This window comes from Salinivibrio sp. SS2 (assembly GCF_001722075.1).
GTDB lineage: Bacteria > Pseudomonadota > Gammaproteobacteria > Enterobacterales > Vibrionaceae > Salinivibrio > Salinivibrio proteolyticus.
The window spans coordinates 1-21,462 of record NZ_MEBP01000067.1; the positions used below are offsets into that span (position 1 = coordinate 1).

General features: G+C 47.4%; 20 protein-coding genes and 2 pseudogenes. 9 read left to right on the forward strand and 13 right to left on the reverse strand.

Annotated features, from left to right (window positions below):
- Window positions 1-12: 12 nt before the first annotated feature.
- The 4 genes and pseudogenes from BGK46_RS17870 to BGK46_RS06900 all read left to right on the forward strand — a co-directional run.
- A pseudogene (locus tag BGK46_RS17870) lies at window positions 13-237 on the forward strand (transposase); the annotation flags it as partial.
- Window positions 234-632 carry a hypothetical protein gene (locus BGK46_RS06890; RefSeq protein ID WP_139130748.1) on the forward strand — a complete coding sequence of 133 codons (399 nt, stop codon included), beginning with the start codon at window positions 234-236 and terminating at the stop codon, window positions 630-632. The pseudogene BGK46_RS17870 and the gene BGK46_RS06890, both read left to right, overlap by 4 nt.
- Window positions 633-762: 130 nt before the next feature.
- Complete coding sequence (locus BGK46_RS06895) at window positions 763-1,179, forward strand: hypothetical protein (protein WP_069587956.1); 417 nt, start codon at window positions 763-765, stop codon at window positions 1,177-1,179.
- Window positions 1,180-1,428: 249 nt separating this feature from the next.
- Window positions 1,429-1,806, forward strand: a complete 378-nt coding sequence (locus BGK46_RS06900) for a hypothetical protein (protein ID WP_069587958.1) — start codon at window positions 1,429-1,431, stop codon at window positions 1,804-1,806.
- An 80-nt stretch (window positions 1,807-1,886) separates the two neighbouring features.
- Here the strand turns inward: BGK46_RS06900 and BGK46_RS06905 are convergent.
- Window positions 1,887-3,087: pseudogene (locus tag BGK46_RS06905) on the reverse strand (IS4 family transposase).
- A 156-nt stretch (window positions 3,088-3,243) separates the two neighbouring features.
- Here BGK46_RS06905 and BGK46_RS06910 point away from each other — a divergent pair.
- On the forward strand, window positions 3,244-3,663 hold the full coding sequence (locus BGK46_RS06910) for a DUF6678 family protein (RefSeq protein ID WP_069587960.1): 420 nt from the start codon (window positions 3,244-3,246) through the stop codon (window positions 3,661-3,663).
- Window positions 3,664-4,535: 872 nt separating this feature from the next.
- On the opposite strand, the gene BGK46_RS06920 is transcribed toward BGK46_RS06910, so the two are convergent.
- The 7 genes from BGK46_RS06920 to BGK46_RS06950 all read right to left on the reverse strand — a co-directional run bounded on the left by BGK46_RS06920 (window position 4,536) and on the right by BGK46_RS06950 (window position 10,964).
- The gene (locus tag BGK46_RS06920) at window positions 4,536-5,195 is read right to left on the reverse strand and encodes a hypothetical protein (protein WP_217492725.1); all 660 of its coding nucleotides are present in this window, start codon (window positions 5,193-5,195) and stop codon (window positions 4,536-4,538) included.
- Between the two features lie 6 nt (window positions 5,196-5,201).
- Window positions 5,202-5,831 carry a hypothetical protein gene (locus BGK46_RS06925; protein ID WP_069587964.1) on the reverse strand — a complete coding sequence of 210 codons (630 nt, stop codon included), beginning with the start codon at window positions 5,829-5,831 and terminating at the stop codon, window positions 5,202-5,204.
- Window positions 5,824-8,808, reverse strand: coding sequence for a phospholipase effector Tle1 domain-containing protein (locus BGK46_RS06930; RefSeq protein ID WP_084781310.1), 2,985 nt, complete (start codon window positions 8,806-8,808; stop codon window positions 5,824-5,826). The genes BGK46_RS06925 and BGK46_RS06930 overlap by 8 nt, the downstream gene beginning before the upstream one ends.
- A 280-nt stretch (window positions 8,809-9,088) precedes the next feature.
- Window positions 9,089-9,664, reverse strand: coding sequence for a YagK/YfjJ domain-containing protein (locus BGK46_RS06935; RefSeq protein WP_139130749.1), 576 nt, complete (start codon window positions 9,662-9,664; stop codon window positions 9,089-9,091).
- 477 nt (window positions 9,665-10,141) lie between these two features.
- The gene (locus BGK46_RS06940) at window positions 10,142-10,360 is read right to left on the reverse strand and encodes a hypothetical protein (protein WP_069587969.1); all 219 of its coding nucleotides are present in this window, start codon (window positions 10,358-10,360) and stop codon (window positions 10,142-10,144) included.
- The gene (locus tag BGK46_RS06945; protein WP_069587971.1) at window positions 10,360-10,782 is read right to left on the reverse strand and encodes a hypothetical protein; all 423 of its coding nucleotides are present in this window, start codon (window positions 10,780-10,782) and stop codon (window positions 10,360-10,362) included. The genes BGK46_RS06940 and BGK46_RS06945 overlap by 1 nt, the downstream gene beginning before the upstream one ends.
- Window positions 10,779-10,964 (reverse strand): helix-turn-helix transcriptional regulator, encoded by a 186-nt coding sequence (locus BGK46_RS06950; protein ID WP_069587973.1) that lies wholly within the window; start codon window positions 10,962-10,964, stop codon window positions 10,779-10,781. Before BGK46_RS06950 ends, BGK46_RS06945 begins: the two co-directional genes overlap by 4 nt.
- Window positions 10,965-11,362: 398 nt before the next feature.
- Here BGK46_RS06950 and BGK46_RS06955 point away from each other — a divergent pair, with 398 nt between their 5' ends.
- The 3 genes from BGK46_RS06955 to brnA all read left to right on the forward strand — a co-directional run bounded on the left by BGK46_RS06955 (window position 11,363) and on the right by brnA (window position 13,401).
- On the forward strand, window positions 11,363-12,703 hold the full coding sequence (locus tag BGK46_RS06955; RefSeq protein WP_069587975.1) for an MATE family Na+-driven efflux transporter: 1,341 nt from the start codon (window positions 11,363-11,365) through the stop codon (window positions 12,701-12,703).
- Window positions 12,704-12,905: 202 nt separating this feature from the next.
- Window positions 12,906-13,172: a BrnT family toxin gene (locus tag BGK46_RS06960; RefSeq protein ID WP_069587977.1), complete on the forward strand. Its 267-nt coding sequence runs from the start codon at window positions 12,906-12,908 to the stop codon at window positions 13,170-13,172.
- Window positions 13,159-13,401 (forward strand): type II toxin-antitoxin system BrnA family antitoxin, encoded by a 243-nt coding sequence (brnA, locus tag BGK46_RS06965; protein WP_069587979.1) that lies wholly within the window; start codon window positions 13,159-13,161, stop codon window positions 13,399-13,401. Before BGK46_RS06960 ends, brnA begins: the two co-directional genes overlap by 14 nt.
- Before the next feature lie 186 nt (window positions 13,402-13,587).
- Here the strand turns inward: brnA and BGK46_RS06970 are convergent, their stop codons facing one another.
- The gene (locus tag BGK46_RS06970) at window positions 13,588-14,733 is read right to left on the reverse strand and encodes a DUF3103 family protein (protein WP_069587980.1); all 1,146 of its coding nucleotides are present in this window, start codon (window positions 14,731-14,733) and stop codon (window positions 13,588-13,590) included.
- Window positions 14,734-15,163: 430 nt separating this feature from the next.
- On the reverse strand, window positions 15,164-16,384 hold the full coding sequence (gene arcA / locus BGK46_RS06975; RefSeq protein WP_069587982.1) for an arginine deiminase: 1,221 nt from the start codon (window positions 16,382-16,384) through the stop codon (window positions 15,164-15,166).
- A 329-nt stretch (window positions 16,385-16,713) separates the two neighbouring features.
- On the opposite strand from arcA, the gene rraB reads away from it, so the two are divergent.
- The gene (gene rraB / locus BGK46_RS06980; protein WP_069587984.1) at window positions 16,714-17,097 is read left to right on the forward strand and encodes a ribonuclease E inhibitor RraB; all 384 of its coding nucleotides are present in this window, start codon (window positions 16,714-16,716) and stop codon (window positions 17,095-17,097) included.
- Window positions 17,098-17,145: 48 nt separating this feature from the next.
- On the opposite strand, the gene BGK46_RS06985 is transcribed toward rraB, so the two are convergent.
- The 3 genes from BGK46_RS06985 to BGK46_RS06995 form a co-directional block, all read right to left on the reverse strand.
- Window positions 17,146-17,529 (reverse strand): DUF2061 domain-containing protein, encoded by a 384-nt coding sequence (locus BGK46_RS06985; protein ID WP_069587986.1) that lies wholly within the window; start codon window positions 17,527-17,529, stop codon window positions 17,146-17,148.
- A gap of 235 nt (window positions 17,530-17,764) precedes the next feature.
- The gene (locus tag BGK46_RS06990; protein ID WP_069587988.1) at window positions 17,765-20,623 is read right to left on the reverse strand and encodes a valine--tRNA ligase; all 2,859 of its coding nucleotides are present in this window, start codon (window positions 20,621-20,623) and stop codon (window positions 17,765-17,767) included.
- Between the two features lie 18 nt (window positions 20,624-20,641).
- Complete coding sequence (locus tag BGK46_RS06995; RefSeq protein WP_069587990.1) at window positions 20,642-21,136, reverse strand: DNA polymerase III subunit chi; 495 nt, start codon at window positions 21,134-21,136, stop codon at window positions 20,642-20,644.
- Window positions 21,137-21,462: the final 326 nt, after the last annotated feature.

The following is a 21,462-nucleotide window of genomic DNA, read 5'->3' on the forward strand; positions in this document are numbered from 1 at the left end:
TAAGTGGTGCCTCCTTGTTCGTCAGGGGAGCGAGGGTGAAACGAAAACAGTAACGGGCTGCTCAGGCAGTATATTCCCAAGGGCACTGACCTGCGTGAAATCACAGAAGAAGAGGTGATGCAAGCTGTGGCCCGCTTGAATGCTCGACCAAGAAAATGTCTTGGTTTTAGGCAGCCTAGCGTTATCTTTAACAAGTTATGTCAGGCTGCAGACGAGAGTGTTGCACTTCGCAGTTGAATCCGCGGGTTGGTTCAGGTGCCTGGGCAAAAACGCATTTCGATCCCGAATTAGAAGTGAAAATCCTTGGGCTTACTGCTGAGGAAGAAGAGAAGATGGTGCGTGCTGCAAAAAGCACACCTCGTGATGTGGTAGGCATTTGGATGGATGATAGGCCATACGTGGGCACAACGGTAACAATATATCGCGAAAACAACAAACTGTATTTGGAATCGAAATATAAGGATGGCAGTGGTTCCACCGAGGAAATGACTGAATCCCAATCGACTGTTGGTTCAAAGCTCGTGGAAAAGGGTGGCAACTCCCATGGGGAGTACTTTGTGCTTGATAAGAAAGGAAATCTACAAGCTGGCGGCAATAATGGAATTTTCTTGAAATACAAAAAACTTAAATGAAAAAATTAATTGCTGCTAACAATCATATACACTCGGACAACAAAAAGCGCTGCTCCTCGTTTCTCATCGCTATACTTTTTGTTGCCGGTGGTGTGAAGCGTTATGAGTTACCAATGGAGAAATACTCACTATGAGAAATAAAATATTGATAACTATATGTCTTCTTCTTTCTGGAGTAGTACAAGCTGGGGAGGTTGTTATTGATGTCCCTGCATTAGTAGGGAAAAGCAAGGCTGATGTGGCTAAAATCATCGGGGAGCCAACATCTTGTGGCTCATCAAAATATGGCGAGAAGTGCCAATTTAAAAAAGCAGAAGCTGAAATTGTATTTATCAAAGGGAAAGCGGATTGGATAACGGTTGAAGGTATTGATGACAAGCCATTTTCTGATGAAGCAATACAATTACTAGGTTTCAAGAAACAAATTCCATCTTTCAGTAATTCATTTACAAAACGCTGGGAGCCATTGCAAGGGCTAATATCAGTTTCTCTATTTAAAGGCAGCAGCAACTCTGACTATGCTTACATTAAAGCGTACACAAAGTAGAGTAGCCTCACTCATAAAAAACGGCTGCACGGGACAAATTTCTGGCGACGAATTGCACTCCGGAAGTGATGAGTGGTTGCAACGTGGTTATGTCGAGAACGTCAGAAAATATCTATTTAATGCAGCAAACTAAATTCGAGGCATATGGCGCAACGCGGCCTAACAAGTGCATGTTATCGGACGTGTACTATGTTGCGATCTGTACCCGACGCAACTACAAGCGTCATGTATCAAATAAGAATTAAACCTATGGAATTACCAATCGAATATCGTTGGCTAAAAGCTCATCGATTTGAAGGCTTTCTTCCGTGGTGGTTCATCGAAAATCCCGGCCAAGAAGGCTTGAGAGCGGAATATCAAAAAGAAACTGGAGAGGATTTTTACCCTTTCGCTAGGCGACAAGACTTCGACGATGTTGCCGGATTCAAGGTTGTGAATGGGGAAATACAAAGAGAGGTGGTATCCGTCCATTTAACTTGGGCAGGTAAAAGAGAAGTAGAGGGCTTCCCTGTCAAGGCTGTATACAAAGATATTTTTGAATGGTTGTCCAAGAGGTTTTGCCCGAAACTGCAGATTGGGTTACTGAAGAAGACTTGGCCGATCTTGAGGAAGAAAATGCATAACTAGGTGGTCAACGGGACCGCTTTTCCGCGCCGCCTTCGGCTCTGCTCCAAAGCGGTCCGTTACCTTGGCGCTGGCGGATCCCCTCATAATTGACCGAGCCCCATCGTATGCGTTAGCCGTTGATATTCCCTGATGGCCCACTGATATTGGGTTAGCTTAATCAGGTATCGCCGATGGTTTCTGACCTCGCGACCAAGACGAGGTATCGAGAGCACGCGACGATGCTTGATGGTGTTGGCTTGAAAGTGATAAGGCCAACCTGCTTGGGTCGCCACTAAGCCATTCCACCACATTAAGATATCGGCAAGCAGGGCAATGAGTAGCAAGATATTGAGCCGTTTTACACAGCGCGTCCGGTTGTGTCGAAGTGCCATGCCGTAGGCGGTGCTTTTTAAGTCTCTAAAGGCTTCTTCTATCTGCATACGCTTGGCATAAAGCCGCGTGATTTGGACCGCATTCATTGCATGCGTGGGGATATTCGTTACGAGCAACCAAGGTTCACTGCTCCCTTTTTGATAAAGCGCGTTGGCGGAATGACGCTGGCAGGTGCGGCTATGACGATGCACTTTGCGTCCTTTGGGGGGCACCTTTGTAGAGATACGCAAAGCAATGAAGAGGCGAACGCTTCGCTAATAAACAGGGCCCAAGAGTGTGAGGTTTAGCTGATGCGTCAGGGTAAAACTGCTTATTGGATTGCCACGGGTGCTGATGGGTTTTAATCGAGACCTCGCCACGTACGCGGCCTAACCAGAACCAGCCTTTTTGTGCCACTTGTCGGAACCAAGTATTTCTAAAGCCAGCATCGGTGACCAAGATTGGGTGGCAACCGTCAGGCAATATCCCTTGGAGCGTATCGAGAAAGCGTTGATGGGTGCGAGGCGAGTTATAGTCGCCATATTCAAAGGCTTGCTCATACAAAGTGACGGCACGCCCATCCACGGCGATAGAAGCACGCAGTGTCATATAGCGCAATTGCTCACGCACATCCGACCAATCAACCAAGATGACGGGACAAGAATTGGCGCGCGTAATCAGATGCGCATGCCAGCGATAAATGAGATTTTTCTCTTGATGTAACAGCGTATTGCCTAATAGGCGGTCGATACGTTTAATCGCATGTTTAACTGAGGTTTGTGTCTCAAGTGCGCGCCCAAGCTTGGTGAGGGTTAAATCAGCGCCGTCGAGCAAGGTTTTAGTAGCAAGAGTAAGAGAAATAAGCCGTTTTTTGTGAATTTTGGGGCACTGTTTTGACAGTGTTTGTAGTAGGATTTGATCATCACGCATCGTTAGCATCGCTATTGAATCTGTCTGTATCGAGTGTGTTTTTGGCGAAATTCATTAGATCAGTGGGAGCGATGTGTGTCTACCTCATTGTTTCAAAAGATATTTATGAGGGGGTTCGCTAGATTGAGGCGTTATGCAGCTTAAGGTTGACTCTTAATGAACGTAGAAGAAAAACATAAAATCCGAGTTCGAGAAGAAGTTGAGAAAAGACGACTTTCTTCTGTAATGAATAAAACTAAATGGCGTGAATTTTGTGACGCTATGTATGATGAACTGCCTTTCCCTCCGGCATATGATCGAAAGGATATTCTTGAAGAGGATTACAAACCATTTACTGAGGATGTAGAGTATCTAGGTGATTATTTTGAAGGGATACACCCATTCTATTCAATTGAGTGGATTGAGGTGAGACCAAGGCGTTTAATATCACAAGGTCGCCTTGTTAAGGGAAAAATAGAAAGCGTGGAAGAGCAATTTATTGAAGTTCTGAGAAAATATAATATCCCGTATAAAATTAATGATGGTTCATATTTCATCTATGGATACGCCTCTGATTTTTCTGAGCTCATTAAATAGATATCAGCATATTGCATAAAAATAATAATAAGTATCGCGAAGCCGACACTTTTTTTTGGTGTTGAAAAAACTCGTTGATTTATTAAGTAAATAGCTCGAATGCGCATAGGTAGGCACCGCATCTGACACTTTTTTAGCGCGTGTAGTGGCATCGGTGAGTTTGGCCATCTGATTAGAGGTCTTAATAGGCACTTCTAAGTACGTATCGACGATTATGTGGCCCTGTGATGAATCGGAGACACATAACCATAAACCTCCTCTTGCTAGTTATACTGCTGCGAAAAAATAAATATAAATACCAGCCATAAAAAATAACCAATTCAACGTCATGAACATATCGTTAAGGAATTTTTTGTTTCTTCGCCTATGTCTAACAAATGGATAAACTAGACAGAAGTATGAGAATACACCACCGGCGCCTATGCTAACCATAGCAATGTTATTTTTTTTCTTAAATTTTTCTGGGTTTTTAGCTAAGTTATCAACTAAATTGTTAACGTGCTTCTTATCGCCTAAAGAGTAAATGATAAGGTGGTAAAAATAGACGAACATCCACACCAAAAAAAACACACCCACACATTGTTTCATGTCTAACATCCCAGCTTCCTCTCCCTAAAAAATAGAGCCAACACTAAAGTCATTGAACCTCTCTTTGTTTATGTACTATTCGACACTGCTTGGAATGCCGTTCTCTATATTAGTCACTGAAAAATCTATGATGTTTGTTCAAGATTGAGTGGTAGGAGGGCCCTCCATGGATAGCACCATCCGCCATCGACGTTAAGATTGGGATTGAACGTGACAGGCTCCGATTGGCAATGTGCACATAACCAGCATAGTTCAGGGGCTTGTGTCACATCTCCTTTAGTCAGCTAGTCAGACACACTCGCTTTTTTACGCTTTTCCAAATCGGCAAAAAAGGTGTTTGGGAAAGGTGTTGAAGAAGATTCGCCTTTGCCATCAAAGAGAACCACGACGTCCGTCAAATCGCGTGGTGATTTCTTAACCCAGCCATTAGGGTCGGCGCCTTTCTTTGGTGTGCAATCAGCCAGTTTGTCTAAACAGTTTTTAGTATAAAAAACCCTAACTCTTGGACCATCAACAATGACTTGTATTGAACCATAGTCACGGTCGAAATTTTGGTAATAATTATCCATTGTTTTCATTTTGTCTTCGGCATCATTTGGAATGGGTGCAGATATGCGGTGATATGACACGAAAGGGTATTCCCATCCTTTAGCCCAGTACCCCTCAATGTAAGCGGGTGCATCCATGCGTCCACCAGACGAATGAGCTCCTGGATAGCCACTGACGGCCCCCATTGCAAAATTAGCCTTTCCGCCTGATTGGGTGGTGATTACCATTTTTTTTACACCATGTTCTCCGGAGGTGCTGCCATTAGTAAATCCGACCTCAGCCGTATAAGGCTCAGGCTCACAGCCAAAAATCGCTAACGATAAGAGTAGTGATAAAAAGGCTTTCAATTTAATCACTGCCAAATACCTGGCTCTTGGGTTGGCATCAATTGACATCTAGATCTATTCCGGAGAGTTTGCCTTTTCCAGTTGTTGTGATGTCGCAGCGTCAGCTGAAGGAAAAGGTGTCGAAGAAGACTCGCCTTTGCCATCAAAGAGCACAACTACATCAGTCAAATCGCGTGGTGATTTATTAACCCAGCCATTAGGGTCGGCGCCTTTCTTTGGGGTACAGTCAGTAACAATACCAAAGCAATTTTTAGTATAAAAAACTCTAACTCTTGGACCATCGACAATGACTTGTATTGAGCCATAGTCACGATCGAGATTTTGGTAATAATTATCCATTACTTTCATTTTGGCTTCGGCATTAGCTGGAATGGGAGCAGATATGCGGTGATAGGAGATTAAACCGCTACTCGGCTCTGGGTTACCTTTTGCCCACTCACCTTCGATGTAAGCAGGGGCATCTATTCTTCCTCCGCCTGAGTGGGCTCCTGGATAACCACCGACAGAACCCATAGCGAAGTTTGCTCGGCCTCCAGATAGTGTTGTAATCGTCATTTTGGACACGATATGCCGACCGGTAGTACTGCCATTAGTAAAGCCAGCCTCAACGGTGTAAGGTTCGGGCTTGCAACCTAAAACAGCCACTGATAAGAGCAGTGGTAAAAATGCTTTCCACTTAGTCATTGCTAAATACCTGACGTTTGGGTTGGTTATTACTGTCGATGCTCAATGCGTTAACGAACCTCTCGATTGCACTTTCGTAACCGGGATTTATAAGTGCATCATGGGGGCGATGAATATATTCTCGAGATAAAACTACTTCATCTTTTTTCCACTGATTGTGAATGGAGCCTGATGGAAGTTTTTTCATAGACGACCACATACGCGTTATAAATGAGTCATCATGCTCATCGAAGGGCTCAGAGTTTAGCTTGTTTAAAGCATCCGTATCCCAGATAACACCCTGTTTTTCAGCTTGCTGTTTCATCCGCTCAAAACTGAGCCCTGCCAGTGCATTGCTGGTTGGAACAAAATGGTAGTAGTGTAGTGCGTCATTGGCGAGTTTAACTTCACCATGAATGTTGTGCTCTTCTCGCGTTTGTTGTTGCCAAACTAGATTCTCTTGCGCAAGCTTTTGTTGAGCATAGGCGGCAAGCTCTTGGGCTGATTTGAATTTTTGGATATCAGATTGATACTTGTCATAAAACGAAGCCTTGTGGATGAGCTGTCTGTGGTATGTTGAGTCTACAGGTTGGTTGAGGCGCGCAGGTAGGTCTGTCCTGCCATATTGGTTTTTAGATGGGTAGCCACCGCCAATATCGGTGTGACAGCCGGGGAATACTTCTTGACAGAAAATACCGTCACTGAAGGCAACTGCTTCGGTCTGGTCTTTCCCTAACGAGGTTAATGGAAAGTTTTCACGGTATTCATGCTGTGCGCAAATCTGGAACACTTTTTCTGCTGCATTTGGTTTGAGGCCAAGTTTATATTCCCCTTCGTCATTGTTACCGGGCCAATAAAATGAGCCCACGGTATCAAAAAGACCCACAAAGCGAACAGAAATACGGCGTTGAGTATCTGTCGCATAAAACTCATCGGATAGGGAATCAAACCGCTTATAGCTCTCATTGCCCAGCAAGTTTGGATAAATCTCGCTCGGGTTTTTGCTTCTTTCGGGATTGCTATAGTCAGGAAAACCGGCCTCTAGTGCATTGACAAAATGCCTTGCCAGTGCGGCACCGCGGCTGAACCCAAATACATCAAATTGAACGTGGTCGATTTCAGAGTATTCGCCTACTTTCTTAAGAGGTATGATTATTTCCGATAAACGCTTTAACAGTGTTTGCCACTTCCACAATCCACCAGTGTCATCAAACACGCCAAAAGCTTGTCCAGGGAAGAGCTTTTCATCACCACCCGCATCAATGGTTGGGTTAGGCTCTCCGGGGATAATGGGAATATCATCCACTGTGCCTACCCCAGATACATAGATTTTAGCTGATTGGCCATCTTGTTCTGGATACGCTTCAAATAGGCGAGCAATATTGGTACGCGACTTATTGCCGTACGTCTCTTTGTATTCATCATTAGGGCTATTTTGCCCTGTACCATCAAAGAAAACCCCAATACGCAGTGTCCGTTCGCGTTTTACGTTGACGACTGGAAGCTCTTTTTCGACTGTTTTTTCATCGCTGATTGCTTTAACAGCGGAATTAAGTAAACAACGCTCGCTGTAGTCGTAAAACGTATTTAATGGATGATTGAACCAATCTGGCGATATGGGTGGAAAGCCGTAAGAAGCGGTTTGAGTTTGCTTTTTCTCCGTCGGCTGACTAACCGTTAGGCTATCACCCACGGCTAACGACATCGGTTCAGCGTGATAGTGTGGATTTAATTCCAACAGCTGCTTAGCGGACAGGCCGTATTGTTTGGCAATAGCAGGCCATGATTCACGTTGGCGGGTAGTCGGGTCAAACTTAACGGTATGGGTTAATGGTTGCGCTGAGTCACCAGTTTTATCGCTATCCGCATTTGCCGGTGAGTCGTCTCGATTAGCAACGGTTTGCTTAGGAGCGGCGAGTAAATCGCTGATAGATAGTTTTACGCCGTTTTCTGCTAGCCATTCATCATCTAAATTATCGAGCTCTTCACGGGTAATTGCTTCTTTGAGATAGACGAGGTGTTGGTCCTCGACGTTTTTACCACCTAACTTCCAGTAAACCAAGATAGCACTCTGGTGCTTGTTAAGGCCTTGGTCATGATTGAGTTTTTCATGGGTAGAACGCGTGGCATAAAACTGCCACTTGCCATTGCCTAACAGCTTATATTCTTGAACAAGGCGCTTTTGGTTGAAGTGATAATAATATCCCTCTGTGGGTAAACCGAGTCGTTCACCTAACTGAATAGAGGGTGTCACCGGAATGAAGGCTTCTCGGACCACAGCGGAGCCTTCAGGCTTCATCACTACGTGATCAGGAACACTCACACCCATGGTGTCGGCAGAGATTTTAGCCACTAGCTTTTTAGGCTCATCAAATGCGGCGTAAGCGGTGTACTTAGTACCGTGTTCGGTAGGCTTAGTTTGCCACTGGCCAATCATGCCTTCTTGCTCAGTTTTCGCTAATTGAAAAGTACAGCCTACCGCCTTACGAAACGTGTCGTCAGAAGCTGCAATCTCAAAGCAGTACTCATATTTCAAGGCTGGTGGCACGTCTGAACGGTCAGGCTTTACTGGCTCAGGGACATAGGTATCTTCGATATTTGTTGTCGCAGCTTGCGAGCTGTCATTCGCGCTACCCGAACCACTTGCTCCCGCTGCAACATTCCCAGATTGATTCGCTCTAGCAGAAAGAGCCGATTGGGCTTGTGGCGAAAGCGTTGCGTTAGTGCTCGGGGCAACGGACCATATCTTGTTAACGCTATCATGCACCATCGCTGATTGTTTCGGCGCATCGGTCAGTAATACATATTCACCGCTATCAAGCTTTTCCTTAAACTGAGAAAAGCTCACGCCATCAGGGATGATACTGCTGACCTCGCGCTCGCTCAGCGAGCTGATATCGCCCTCTACTTGACTAAACTCATACGCCATAAGTTCGGTCAATCGCACTAATTTGTAAGCCACCTTTCTGTCCGCCAGTAAATGATCATGACGCAGCATTCTACGCAACAGGCCAGAAATATGGATAGGGTTGTTGTCATCGTTGGGTTAACTCTGACCAAATCGTGAAGTGGCTCCAATAGATTATTGAACGAACCTTTAATAATCAGCGAACGTTACGGCGCATACACATGTAAGCTATTCTAATCACGCACTCAGCCACAACGAATGTGGAGAGGCGTTAGCAGAGCTCTCCTTGTCTGCAACTGCGCACTTTCCCCTTTCAAAACTGCGCAGTGTTTTGCGCACTTTTTGACTCAAGACCCGCGTCCCACAAAGGCTAGCGACGTAAAGATGTCATCGGTGTGCGGTTTTTCTTTTTGTTTTCAAGTGCGCAATTCTTCGCTTTTATTTTAACCCTACTGACGCCGTAGCGTTTAGTTTGGCTGGGCCTATAGCGTTTTCCTTTTCCATTGGTTTTGCCACGCACTTTAGCGAGATACGACAGCCAGTAGATGATCTCAGCTTTGGCGTGAGAGTCCCCTCTGGGTAGTACTTTAAAACCGCATCCTTGTACATGGCTACCTTCAAAAGCAGCCCAGTAGTCGTCAATGGTGGTTTGAATGGTATGGAAGTGATTCACCTTTGAACCGTCTAAAACAATCACGCAATGGTAATGCTGTTGTTTGGCCTTTTCATGCTCTCTTACCCATAGGTAGCCAATGTTAGGCGTTTTGTAGTATCGCTTTAGGGCTTTTACCACTAGCGAGAGTAAGCGGCTCACTGTTGCGTTATCATCGGTGTACGCCGTTAGGTGCAAATCAAACCGAAAGCAGAATACCCGCGCGTAGTGAGATTCCATCGCTTCCAGCTGGTTTATCAAACGCTGGAGAATGTCAGTGTAGAGCGGCGACAAGTCTGGTCCTGTATTCACCTTCCAGCAGCGACCGTCTTTAGTTTTGAAAAATCCCGTATTAGTGGAGTAAGCCAACTCTTGAACCCCTTTTCATTGCTTCACCTGTTCGCTTTTCATCAGCGTTTGCAGTTTTAAAGTCGCTTCGCACACTTCGGAAGTCGGCGAACCAAAGTGTATTGCACTTACTTCTCTATCAGTAATGTGGATATTGAGTGGAAGATATTAATAAAACCCGACATGCTTCCTTTACTTTGGTAAGTGGCCACTATCAACGTGGCTTTCGGCCTGCCAAGTTATTCTCAGTAACCAAGCGCTTTGAAAAAAGTGGAAATGCGCCTAAAAAACCTTGAAAACATATCTCATCTCGTCTCAAAGCTCGTTAAATCAGATGTTTAGATGATTGCAGTTACTTGCTTTTGTCATTGCCAATAAACATGGCTGCCAACACTGACAGCCATTGGTTTAAATGGTTTTCTACTATCGGCGGCGCAGGGGCATATCGCCTCGGCTAGCCTGCAAGTGACGTTTAGCCGTTGTAGCGAGCTCCTGCATTACCCACATAACCCCCTTACAATGTTGGTTATCAATGTCCTCAAAATGAGCAGTGCTAAGTACGAAAGTTAAGCTCTCTAGCTGACACAAGGCTTTATCCGCCAGCTCAGCATGATCAACGGGATGCTTGGTTAAACTCGTCATTACGCTACCTCATCTAACGCTTGGGGTTCCGACTGAAAAGCGGCTAGCAGCGCATTGCAATCGCGCTTTGATAACGGTTCAGCTCCCCGTTTGGCTCGCCAGTTATTAATCAAACCAATCGCACTTTTTGCCGCATCGAGATCAGCCAGCCAGTAGCGTTTAAACATGGCCTTGTAGCCGCGCACACTGGTAAACGGTGCGGGTTGATCGGCGATGCGCACACCATGACGAATGCGGAGAAGGCTCATATCCGTTGGCAACGTGATACTCCAAAACTTGCCGGCCTCATCCAGCAAGTTGGCATGGGTGAGATCTCGGATATTCACGTCCAGCGGATGTAGGCCAGCTTTGCCACGGCGTAAAAGCTCTAACAGGCACAGTTCGGCCAGCTTGGCCTTACTTAGTTCAGGAAACTTGCTCATTTTTGCCACTCCCCATTAAGCCATGCCTCATAGTCAGCTTCGCGCCAGCCAATGGTGCGTCCGTTGTTTTGGTGAGGGGGAGGGAACGATTGCTCTTTGCTCCACCAGCGCCAAATGGTTTTAGGGGAGCGCCCGACAAGGGCTGACATTTCTTTAAGAGATATAATGCGTGGAGTTGCCATGCTCTATCCTTCTATCGGTCAACTTGAGAACATGGCTAGTTAATATAAGCACAGATTTTCAGGTAGGAAGGGATAGCGTTTGAAAAACAATGTACTTAACGAAAGACGTGTGCGTTAAAGTGGGTCAACATCACTTAGAAAGAAACAACTAATTAAAAGTAATGGCTATTTCTCTGGGCGTTGTTTCCTAAAAGAATTTTTCACTGCGACATGCATCCAAATGGCCTGAATTTTTACGCTACAGGCCGCTACATCGCTTTCAGAGGTTTCAGTTACAGAGAATAAATCTGTCAGACTGACCTAGATTGCGCAGTTGTGCTTTTGTTCAACAACGCCATTTCTCTGTGGAGAATCGCTTTCTCAACGAGATCCCAAGTAAAGATAACAAGGCTTAAAAATTGAAACATCATCAAATAAAGACTATCAATTATCAGCTGTGGCTAGTCCTGATTCTGACAAGCTTAATACCCTTAATCTACTCAACAACACGGATCCATTTTTTGGGCAGCATCCCCAGCCCATGGACTTTTAGCATTGCTGCACAAGTCGCATGGCTCAATGTGGGGTATGAAGTCCTCAGCGAAGCATTACTTATCCCTTTAGCATTTATTCTAGGCAGAGTTATTCATAGTCACGAAGCTTTTCGCGACCGAGCCAGTCTATCTCTTTGGGTTACCTTGATTTGCTATTTTGTGGTGACCTTAATGGTATTGTGGCTAGCGCCGAGCTTTGTTGATGCTATGCAGCAACAGGCTGAACTACTGACCCAGACAATCCAATACATCCGATTGGAATCTGCCGCTATTCTGCTTTCCAGCTTCTATGCGTTTTTATCTTTGGTTCTCGTCCTAAAAAATGAACGAAAGGCGCTGTGTGGCCTTCTACTCGTACAAACGCTCATGACCGTCCTTTGTGACAGCGTCTTTGTTAGCCAATTAAGCTATTCTCTCCAGTTAGGAGTGAATGGTATTGCTCTGAGTAATATCGTGGTCAATAGTCTTCTCGCGCTGTTTGCCCTGATTTATTTATCTAAGTCGGAGATCACGCTGAGCTTCAATTTTTATAGAGGAAATCAATCGCAGTGGCTTAAAGAATGGGCAAAAATTGGATGGAAATCAGGGCTTGAATCGCTCGTTCGTAATACCGCTTTTATTGTCATGATTCTTCAGCTTATTAACCAAGTACAACAAGCAGGAACGTACTGGGTTGCCAATCAATTTATTTGGGGCTGGTTGCTACTTCCCGTTTTGACGTTAGGGCAGCTGGTTAAGCAAGATGCTGCAACAAATAACGGGCTAACATCTGAGCGAGTCAATATCTACCTTTGGAGCACGCTAGGCATTATTGGGGTTTGGATACTCAGTGCGCCGCTTTGGAACAGCTTTATAGCTAATGTCATGGGAGTGGAGGATTCACAAGCAATCACTCGGCTAGTTTGGCTAATGGTAGGGTTCTATGCCATTTTCAGTTTAAACAATGTTATCGACAGTTACTTTTACGGTATAGGGCGCACTGACTTAATGCTGTATCAATCACTTATCGTAAACACCTTGTTTTACGGTTGTGCTTTTGTGCTTTATCAAATCGGCATCTTTGTACCTACGCTTGAACGCATTGCCATCATGTTTGGGTTAGGCATTACCACCGATGCGCTAATCACTTGGGGGTTGTACCTTGTCTTGCGACGTAAGATGAGTGTTGTGGTCAACCCAAATTGGCCACGGTGTAAGAGTGTGTGAGAACAGGGATCAGTTCAGCAGAATCAGAGTAACCAAATTCGCCAAGTGCGGCTCAGTAGTTTTGTAACGCTTCTGGCTTGGCTCAAACTCTGTATGCATTCCCACGCGGGAGCGTGGGAACGAGTTTAGCAGCGAGCTCGGCTGAGCTGTTATCTCTTGCTAGTAGGTTGCACAGTATGCAAAAAGAGTATAATTTTTACTCATGGGTGGATTTGAATTCGATGAGAACAAAAGCAGGTTAAATGCGACGAAGCATGGAATTGACTTCCAGACCGCGCAAGGTTTGTGGGACGGTCCTTATCTTATTGAAATTCCAGCCAAGACAAGCGATGAGCCAAGGTATGTGGTGATCGGCATGTTAAACGGTAAGTATTGGTCTGGCGTAATCACATATCGTGGTAACAATATTCGGATCATTTCTGTCAGGCGTTCACGGAAAGCGGAGGTGAGCTTATATGAAAGCGCATGAATTTGATGCCAAGTTTGAGAGTGACGATGACATTGTAGATGATCTTGCTCTATCGAAAGCTAAGCGTCCAAGACAAACCCAGAAACGGGTGAACGTGGACTTCCCCGAGTGGATGTTAGCCTCCTTAGATCGTGAGGCTAGCCGGGTGGGCGTAACACGTCAGTCAATCATTAAAATGTGGTTGGCAGAACGGCTGGAAAATGTATCGCATCATCACACACCCGAATAATCTACGTATAAACGCGCTAACGTTAAGCATCGTAACAGGGAGTTGACTTAGTCACTCCCACGAACGCGCGCGGAAATGAGTCAGTATGTGAACGAGTACGATCAACTACCATGCTTGTTGTTACGACGAAAAACGCAGCCCTGAGGCTGCGTTTTGTCTATCTAGCTCAATGAAACCAAGCCTGGATTATTTAGTTGGTTCGATAACCAGAGGCTCCCAAGTAGCGGTGGCGTTGCCGCCAGCACCGACGTGATCTTGGTAGGTGCGGTCTTTGAGGAGGGTGTAGTACACGTCCACAAAGTCATCATCGTTGGTGAGCCAGCCGTCGGGGATGGCTTCGATGATCTTACCGGTGATTTTGGTGATCACGCCGTAAGCTTGCACTTCAAGATCGGGGATTGCTGCAATGATATCGCTAGCAATTTCGTTGAGTTTAAGCGCCAGCTCTTTGTAGTTGGTGCCGTCGTCTTGTTCCATCAAGATTACGTCCGCGGCGCCCCAACGATAGCGGTCCCAGTGGATCATTACCTGATTAGGATGATAGGTGGTTTTGTCGTAATCCAAATAAGGCATATCCACAATGTCGAGCGTCGGTTCGTCACGGCTTGGGTTCACACCGGTCACAATGGCATACACTTCCGCCGCACCTGAGATCCAAGGTTCTTTGTCATCTTCAAGACGAATCGTTTTCAGCACTGTGGTGTGAATGGGTTGTGGCTCTGCTGCCATCATCGGGGCGCTGCGACGAACGCGCGGTGCGGGGTTTTGCTCTGCGAGGGTGCGGCGCATCACTTCTAGGCCAGCTTTCAGTGAGGCTTTGCCATTAGTGTCGACCACTAAGACAGGACGGTCTGGCATTTGGTAGACGTCGAGCCAGTGGGTATTGCCTTCAATGTCAAATGCTTCGATTTGGGTCCATGTTTGCTCATCGCCAGCAGGTTCAAAGGCGAACAGCGGCGATTGACCCGCTTGCCAGCGTGCGAGCATGCTTGGGTCGGCCAAGCGAACTTCGAGCAATTGGTCGGCCACTTCTTCGACGCCTTGCGCTTCACGCAATGCACGGTCGGCGCTGTATAGCTGCGAGTCAATGCTGCGTTTACTGCGCGCGCTACGCGTTTGGGGCTCGGTAAGTGATGAGAGTGACGCGCTTAAGCTGTAGCTGTTAATGCTACGGTGCAAGGTCGGCGCAATCAGCTCGTACTGTTGGCTCAGTTGTTTGGCGGTATCGCGCTTGATCTCTACCACGGTGTTGTCTGCACTGCCGGCAAAAGCAGGAGCAAGAACTTGAGTAAGACCGGCAAATAGCAGCGAAATCAGTGTTTTTTTATTCATCGCATTTCCTTTTTGTTGTGTTCCAACTGACGTTAGCGAGGCTAACGCTTTGTATCTTGCGATGCTTGTCTTCAAACACGCTATCTCTAATAAAAAGGGCTGTGAACATAGTTCACAAAAAACATGAAACTCTAATGCGAAATTAGTAATTTTTGGCAGTAGAGTAAACACTCAATACAAAAAAGGAATGATAAAAGTGTGGTTTTTGTCTGGGTGTTAAAAGCGAAGTGGTGACAATAACGTACTGTATTACTGAGTAATTCAATAGTTATTGGGTGATAAATCTGGCCAAAAATAAATGTCAGAAATGAGAAGGCACACTGAGCGTAAACATGACGGTAGCCGGTAAAGACTAAAAGCGGCGGAGTATATAGCGGGTTGAGCCAATGGTGGATAAAAAGCCGCTGACAAGGCAGCGGCTAACAGGCGGTTAGATACCGTCGCGTTCAAGCGGGCAGCTCATGCAGCGCGCGCCGCCGCGACCTCGTCCGAGCTGATCTCCGGGCACAGATAATACCTTGATACCGGCTTTATCATACTTCTCATTGGTGTACGTATTGCCTTCGTAGCCAATGACAACGCCAGGACGTACGGTTAGCACGTTATTGGCGTCGTTCCATTGCTCACGCTCGGCCGCGTAGCTATCACCACCGGTGGTAATGATATTGAGTGGGCCGACATCCAGCGCTTTTTCAATCGCGGTGAGGTAGCAAGATTGTGCTTCCACGTTCAGGCTGTCTTCCCCTTTGCGGGTTAAGCGCCAGCATGGCAAATCAGGACGCATCACGGTGGGGTAGACCGAGAAGGTATGCACATCCATATGGGTCATTACGGTATCAAGGTGCATACACGAGCGGCTTTTCGGCAGTTGTACCGCAATCACTTCTTTGGCTTGACCACTAAACAGCAGGCTTCGCGCCAATTGTTCCACCCCTTGAGGCGTGGTGCGTTCCGACATGCCAATTAAGACGGCGCCGCGGCCAATCACTAATACATCGCCGCCTTCAATCATGGCGTTGTCGTAATCACGCACTTCATCACCGAGGTAATTAATGAACTGGCTTTCTGCAAATTCGGGATGCCAGCGATAAATGGCGCGCAGGTGATTGGTTTCACGTTGGCGCGCAGATTTTGCCATTGGATTGAGTGAGACACCGCCATATACCCAGCAGGACGTATCTCGGGTAAATAGGTGGTTCGGGAGCGGCTCTATCACGAAATCGGTTTTGTCGTGCATCGCTTGCATCATTGAGGATGATTGCACGGGCAAATCAATGTAGCTTAATCCGCCGAGTAAAATGTCGGCGAGTGCATTGTGATCGATATCGGCCATGTAGGCGCGCACGTCGTTGGCAAATTGGTAGCCGAGGCGGTATTGGTTGAGTTGGGTGTCGAGTAGCCATTGTTTTGCTTCTGGCACGGCGAGGGTTTCAACCAGCAAATCATGAAGCAAATAAACCTGCACCCCTTCGTTGGTTAAGGTGCGGGCGAACATATCATGCTCTTCTCCGGCTCGTTCCACCGCCAGAACATCATCAAATAACAGCTCATGGCAGTTCGATGGCGTCAGGTGGTTTAACGCTCGTTCAGGGCGGTGAAGCAATACCCGCTTCAGTTGCCCAACTTCTGATCCAACGTAAAACTCACTCATGGTAGGTCCTCTTTTTCCTTTCTACGGGCCAGGCAATGAGACAGACTACATCGCCTTACACACGTCATTGTGTGTCACCAGTGGTGCGGGGAGTGCAGGTCTTGCTCGAGGGACGGGCGTGTCTCATGTCCTCCTTGGATGGTCGAATAATGACAACCTTCTGAAAGCAGGTCAATGTTACAATTCACTAACAATCCCAGCGAACTAGCAAGGTCACAGAAAATTCATCAACTTGGCGACTTTCTGGTCAGTTTGCCTTTTTATCAACGTGGCATTTTTTGCTAAACCGTGCCATATTGCGCCCCACATTCACTATTTGGAGTCGCGGCATGTCACTGGCAGAAATGATTCAAGAGCAACAAGAAGATACTCGCCTGATTATTGAGGAGCTTCTGGCGGATGGAAGCGATCCGGATGCGCTTTACACCATTGAGCATCACCTATCGGCTGCCACGTTTGCTGAGTTAGAAGATGCCGCTGTTGAGGCGTTTAAACTGGGCTTTGAAGTGGCGGAAGCCGAAGAGCTAGAGCTGGAAGAGGGCGGAACCATCGTCTGCTTTGATGCGGTGATGGAAACGGCACTCAATGCCGAGCGTATTGATGAGCAAGTAGAAAAGCTAATGACGCTTGCTGAAAAACACGATATCGATTACGACGGCTGGGGCACGTACTTTGAGTCGGGTGAAGACGAAGACGGCGACGACAACGAATAAGTCGGCCATCCATCCTGTTTTAAAAGCCACGATATATCGTGGCTTTTTTTAATGATGATGCCCCAAGTGCAGCGGTGCGGGTTTCACTGTATGACGATGCTGCCATACCTTTTCGTGGAAGAAGTAGGCAAGGGTGTTGATGCTTGGCTCAACCAGTGCCAGTGCGCCACCGACCAACCAATCGCCACTGATCACATAGCCCACTAAGAAGGCAACGTTAAAGTGCACCACCGCAAAGCTGGCGGTTTTCACCACGGGACGTGCGCGGCGGCTCAGTTGCCAGAGCTTTTCATGAAGATAAAACGCGCCGGTATTGACGGTGGGCTCTGTCATCGCAATCAAGCTACCGATGATGATATCGCCCGTCAGCACATAGGCCACGGTAAAGGCGATAGAAAAGTGGATAGCAGCAAAGCTTAATGTCTTCTTCATGGTGTAGCTCCTTCGCGGCAACACGCGTTTAATCAACACTGACAGTATGTCGTGTCTGTGTCTATAAATAAAAACGGTTCTCACTATCTTTTAGATAGGGCGGAGCTATCAAGTGTGGCGGGTTTTGGCTGCGGCGTGCTGAGTTGCGGATGGGAGAGAATAAAAAAACCACGCCAGATGGCGTGGTTTATCGCGAAGGTCTATCGATGTAAAACGTCCGACGTCAACGCTCGATTTATAGCGCCGCAATCGTGGTTTTTTGCTCACCCAGTTTGGTGAGGCTGACACGATAGTTATCGAGTTTTTCGCGCTCTTTGGCGACCACTGCTTCAGGAGCTTTGGAGACAAAACTTTCGTTGCCGAGCTTCCCTTCGATGCGTTTGATCTCGCCTTCTACTTTGGCGATTTCTTTATCCAAGCGCGCCAGTTCGGCATCTTTGTCAATTAGACCCGCCATCGGGATCAAGATTTCTGAGCTACCGACCAAGGCAGAGGCACAGGCTGGTAAAGGTTCACTGCCATCCAGTACCTTGAAGCTGCCAAGTTTGGCAAGGGCGTGCAAGGTCGCGCTGTTGGTGTTCGCACGAGCGGCATCGCGTTCATCAGCGGCTTTCAGCATCACCTCAAGCGGCTGGCTTGGCGCAATATCGTACTCAGCACGTAGGTTACGGATGCTAACGATAAACTGCTTCACCCACTCAATGTCTTCTGACGCTTGGGTGTTCACGCGGCTAGCATCAAATTGCGGCAGTGGCTGCTGCATAATGGTATCGCCTTCCACACCGTCAACCAGCGGTTTAACACTTTGCCAAATCGCTTCGGTGATGTAAGGGATCACTGGATGGGCCAGACGCAAGGTTTTTTCCAATACCGTGATCAGGGTATAGCGGGTGGCACGTTGTTGTGCTTCGTCGCCTTTCCACAGGACAGGCTTGGTAAGTTCCAAGTACCAGTCACAGAATTGGTGCCAAATAAACTCATACAACACACCCGCCGCCATATCGAGACGATAGTTGTCGAGGTGGGTGTTGAAGTCTTTCGCTGCTTGCTGGAACTGAGATTCAATCCACTGATCAGCCAGTGAGAATTGCATCTCGCCGCCGTTCATGCCGCAATCTTGATCTTCGGTATTCATCAGCACATAGCGGCTGGCGTTCCAAAGTTTGTTACAGAAGTTTCGGTAACCTTCAAGGCGCTTCATGTCCCAGTTGATGTCACGACCGGTAGAGGCCAGCGCTGCGAGGGTAAAACGCAGTGCATCGGTGCCGTGGGCTTCGATGCCGTTTTCAAACGTTTTACGGGTCGCTTTCTCAATTTTTTCAGCCAGCTTTGGTTGCATCATGTTGCCGGTGCGCTTTGCCACCAACTCATCGATGCCAATGCCGTCAATCATGTCGAGAGGGTCAAGGACGTTACCCTTAGATTTTGACATCTTGGCGCCACTTTCGTCGCGGATAAGGCCGGTCATATAGACTGTCTTAAAGGGCACTTGTGGCTTACCATTTTCATCTTTGATGAAGTGCATGGTCATCATGATCATGCGCGCCACCCAGAAGAAGATGATGTCAAAGCCTGATACCAACACGTCGGTCGGGTGGAAGGTTTTCAGCGCATCGGTGTTCTCTGGCCAGCCTAGGGTGCCGAACGTCCAAAGTGCCGATGAGAACCACGTATCCAGTACGTCATCGTCTTGGCGCAGCGTTACGTCGTCTGCCAGTTGGTTTTCACGACGGACTTCGTCTTCGTCACGGCCAACATAGACATTGCCTTGGTCGTCGTACCAGGCAGGAATGCGGTGACCCCACCAAAGCTGACGAGAAATACACCAGTCTTGTACGTCACGCATCCACGCGAAGTACATGTTCTCGTATTGCTTCGGTACGAATTGAATGTCGCCATCTTCTACCGCTTTTACGGCAGGCTCTGCCAGTGGTGCAGTACGTACGTACCACTGGTCGGTAAGCATTGGCTCAATGACGACGCCGCCACGATCGCCGTATGGGACAGTGAGATCGTGATCTTTGATTTCTTCCAATAAACCCAGTGCGTCAAATTCGGCCACGATCGCTTTACGCGCGGCAAAACGCTCCAAACCTTGGTAGTTGGCAGGAATATCGGTTGGGTAAGCATTGCTTGGCTGACCTTTGTGATCAAACACTTCAGCACTGTTGCGGATATCGGCGTTCAGCGTGAGAATGTTGATCATTGGCAGCTGGTGGCGCTGGCCCACTTCATAGTCGTTGAAGTCGTGCGCTGGGGTGATTTTTACACAGCCGGTGCCTTTTTCCATGTCGGCGTGCTCATCGCCCACGATAGGGATACGACGATTCACCACTGGCAGCAACACGTGCTGACCAATCAGGTCTTTGTAGCGCGGATCTTCTGGGTTAACTGCAACACCGGTATCGCCCAGCATAGTCTCCGGACGGGTGGTGGCAACCACAATGTAGTCTTTGCCTTCGGCTGTTTTCGCGCCATCGGCAAGTGGATAACGGAAATGCCACATGTGGCCTTTCTTATCTTTGTTTTCCACTTCGAGATCGGAAATCGCGGTGTGCAATTTCGGATCCCAGTTCACCAAACGCTTACCACGATAGATAAGATCTTCTTGGTAAAGGCGAACAAAGACTTCTTTAACGGCATTGGAAAAGCCCTCATCCATGGTGAAGCGCTCGCGATCCCAATCAACAGAGGCACCGAGACGACGCAACTGTTGAGTGATCGTGCCGCCTGATTCGCCTTTCCATTGCCAGATCTTGTCGACAAACGCGTCACGACCGTAGTCGTGCTTGGTTTTGCCTTCTTCAGCTGCGATCTTACGTTCCACCACCATTTGTGTCGCGATACCGGCATGGTCGGTACCCACTTGCCACAAGGTGTTTTTGCCTTTCATACGCTCGGCACGGATCAAGGTATCCATAATGGTATCTTGGAACGCGTGACCCATATGCAAGCTGCCAGTGACGTTTGGCGGCGGGATCATGATGCTATAGGCATCTTTGCTGGTATCACCATGAGGTCGGAAATAGCCCGCCTCTTCCCAGCGCTGGTACAGCGCTTTTTCAATTGATTGTGGGTTATATGTCTTTTCCATAGCGCTCTTGAAAGATCGTCAAGGTTTGGGCGATTGGTCGATGGCAAGGGTTTGAAGTTGCAGGCCTGCCAGTCGGTATGCTTTATATCGGTGACGCGCGTGCTGTTTGAGCGTCTCATCGCAAGGGACGAAGTCTACCACTTGTGCAAACGAAGGCGCAAAATTTGATGCCTCTGTCGCCAAATTGATTAGCACGCTGCGGTGCCCGGAGTGACGTACACCGGGCCAACCGATTTCTACGGGTGCACCACCTCGTGGTCCTTCTCCTACCAAATTATGGGGAACAAACGTATCTGCGTCGCGCTGCCATAAGGCATCATCCAGTTGATGGGCCTGTTGCTGGTCGCGGGCGGCGAGATAAATACGTTGTCCCTGTTGATAGTAATAGAAGGCCAAATGAATCGCGGTGTCTATTAACGTTTGTTGTTCGCGCGCTTGTTGTTCGGGCGTCAATCCATCGTCAGATGACGCGCCGTCGGGTGGCGCCAACAAATAAAAGGTGGCGGTGGACATATACGCTCCTAAAGTTGAGAAACGGCCTCCGTCCCAAAAGTGTGGTGTCCGGTCAAGCGCGGGATAACCAACATAGCGGATTGTGCGCGCTGACACCAGTGTCGATTAAAGTTCAGACAAAAAAAGGAGGCCGTTTGGCCTAATGCCGATCAGTTAAGCAAAAAATGATCGGTTGAACGATCCTGAGAGGGTGTCAAAATCCGAGTGTTTCTGCACACTCGGATTTTTTTATGTTCTTAAGACAAGCCCTCGACCGAATACATCAATTCTCTGCTGACCAACTCAATGGTCTATCCGATCTCCTTTGCCCTGAACTCATTCACCAA